We start from the raw sequence: 2,487 nt of genomic DNA on the forward strand, positions 1-2,487 counted from the left end.
GCTTGAGCGGGGGGGACCGCTTGCGGTGGGGAGTGTGGTCTTTGAACAGCTTTTGAAATAGGTTGGCCTTTTCGCAATTGAACTACAAATCCACTCTTCACGTTGTCTAGTCTGTGATCAATAGGTATGCTCATAGAAGCAATCAGAAATGAACATCGAACAACCGTCTCAGGAAACTATGTCAGGGCAGCAATTTTTCCAAACGTTGGAGACTCACACCCTCCGCCACTTCGTGGCCCTCCTCCCTCAAGGAGGATTAAAATCCTTATTCAGAAGCACAAACAGTTTCTAAAGGATCGTCCCTTGATCCGTGGCATGGACTGTTTTTTCACTGCGTGAAGCATTTTCTTTCAAACAAACAGCAGTCGTTTCGCCTGACATAGTGGGAGCTGGCCTGCGAAGCAGACTGGCTTCTGAATTCCTCCCGCGGAAGCGGCATCACTTCCCCGGATGTTCTTCCGGGCATCACTTCCCGACGAAGGCGGCCTCGCTTCCTGCCGGAGGCAGCATCACTTCTACTCTTGCTCTTCCTACCCGCAACCACCTACCCCGAACGCGTCATTCACGCACCGCGAAGAAAGAGCCTATTTGTGCTTTCTTAAAGGTATCCGTATTTCAAATACGCTTCCTCCGCCAGGGCGGTTCTCGACCGTTATTTCACCCTCCAGCGAGCCAACCATCTCTTTCGCTATGGATAGACCCATGCCGCTTCCCGAACTATTGTGAGATTCGTCTATCTTGTAGAATCTGTCAAATATCCTTTCCTTCTCCGGGTCAGCTATTCCGGGGCCCGAATCACCTATCTGAATGAAGAGTGAACCTTCTCTCTCAAAAGCCCTAACAATGACATCGCTCTTCTCATCGGTGAACTTGATCGCATTTTCGAGCACGGCCGCAACCGCCACTTTAAGCTTGTCTAGATAAGTCTTGACGATGAGATTTTCATCGGTCTCAACGATTATTCGGACACCTTTCGACTCGGCGAAGGCTCTGTGATACTCTTTCATCTCTTCGAGAAACTCTAGCAGTTTCACATCCTGCGAAGACATTACAGCTTTGCTATCGTTGTGTGCCTTTGCCTGTAGCAGGAGCTGATTGACAACATTCTGCATATTTCGGGTTGCACCGTCAATCGCATCGACCTTATCTCTTGCTTCCCCTTCCAGTGGCCTGCTCTTGAGTAGATCTACGCTCAGCCTCATAACTGTAAGGGGCGTCTTTAACTCGTGAGAGGCGTCGGCGGTGAAGCGTTGAAGCCTATCGTAGCTTTCTCTCAGAGGTGTGAGAACGTATCCGGCAAGAGCCATACCGACTATCCAGGAGATGGCGGCAACGAGCACTATAAGTAGAATAAGCGAAAAGAGAAGACTAGTAGATTTTTCGCTCAGTCCTTCGGTTGATCTTCCAACGCGAAGAAAGAAGACCGGCTGTCCAGCCATGTTTCTAATCGCTCTGGTAAGAATGTTGTACTCGAGTTCTGAGTCGTTGTAATCAATGACCTTTGCCTTCGAAGTCCCCTCAACTAACGGTACACTGCTCTTTATTCTTCCTCCGAGCTGAAGAACGCTCTCTCCGTCAGGAGTGACGAACTCGAGGATCTCATTCTCCGCGGTGAAGAGGTCTAAATTTCCGGAATAGTTTCTGAGCATTCTCTCCAGGGCTATTAAGGGCGCCCTTCCGATTCTGGATTCGATCCTGTCTGCTACTCTGTTGAGGGCGGTTATCTCGGCCCCTCTTTCAAGCCTGAGGGAGAGGACGAAAATGAAGAGGCTCAAAACCGAGACGAGAGAGACGACTATGAGGGTAAAGAATAGCGTCCATCTCCTCTTTGCCTTTCTGAATGACAGGCCTTCACCTGTCACTGATTTCATAGCCCATTCCCCTGACCGTTTTTATTAACTTCTTTCTTCGCCCTCCGTCTACTTTCTTGCGGATGTTCTTTATATGGCTTCTGATTACGTCCGACCACAGTTCGTCGTCTTCATTCCAGAGATGTTCCTCGAGCTCGCTCTTCGGAACGACCCTGCCACTGTTTAGCATTAGATATTCAAGGATCTGGTACTCCTTCTTTCTAAGTTCTATCTTCTCGTTTCCCCTGCTGGCGGTCTTGAGCGACATATCAAGCTCCAGATCTCCTACTCTAAGAACCCTTGAAGGAGCTCCGCCAAACTGTGCCCTTCTCAAAAGAGACTGAATCCTGACGACAAGTTCCCGGATATCGAATGGCTTCGGAAGATAGTCGTCGGCTCCTAAGTCGAAGCCCCGGACTTTGTCTTCGATGCTGTCGAGAGCTGTAAGCATCAGTACGGGTATTCTGCTTCCCGAATCTCTGATCTTTTCAAGAACCTGCCAGCCGGTGAGTTTGGGGAGCAGAATGTCCAGGACAATAACGTCAAATGGACCGTTGAGAGCCATATAAAGCCCCTCTTCCCCGTCGACTGCAAGTTCGGCTACAAAGCCTCTCTTTCGAGAGACTCCTTGAGCAAT

The 2,487-nt window shown here is 49.5% G+C and carries 2 protein-coding genes; both read right to left on the reverse strand.

The genetic code is table 11. From position 1 onward, the window contains the following. Positions 1-584 precede the first annotated feature (584 nt). Complete coding sequence (locus BG32_RS11900; protein ID WP_006490154.1) at positions 585-1,871, reverse strand: HAMP domain-containing sensor histidine kinase; 1,287 nt, start codon at positions 1,869-1,871, stop codon at positions 585-587. Further along, positions 1,852-2,487: a response regulator transcription factor gene (locus BG32_RS11905; protein WP_409072664.1), complete on the reverse strand. Its 636-nt coding sequence runs from the start codon at positions 2,485-2,487 to the stop codon at positions 1,852-1,854. Before BG32_RS11905 ends, BG32_RS11900 begins: the two co-directional genes overlap by 20 nt.

The organism is Mesotoga sp. HF07.pep.5.2.highcov, from assembly GCF_003666285.1.
Taxonomy (GTDB): Bacteria; Thermotogota; Thermotogae; order Petrotogales; family Kosmotogaceae; genus Mesotoga; species Mesotoga prima.

Coding starts and splice junctions, on each gene's coding strand:
- BG32_RS11900 (WP_006490154.1), bottom strand. CDS start 1,871: ATGAAATCAGTGACAGGTGAAGGCCTGTCATTCAGAAAGGCAAAGAGG.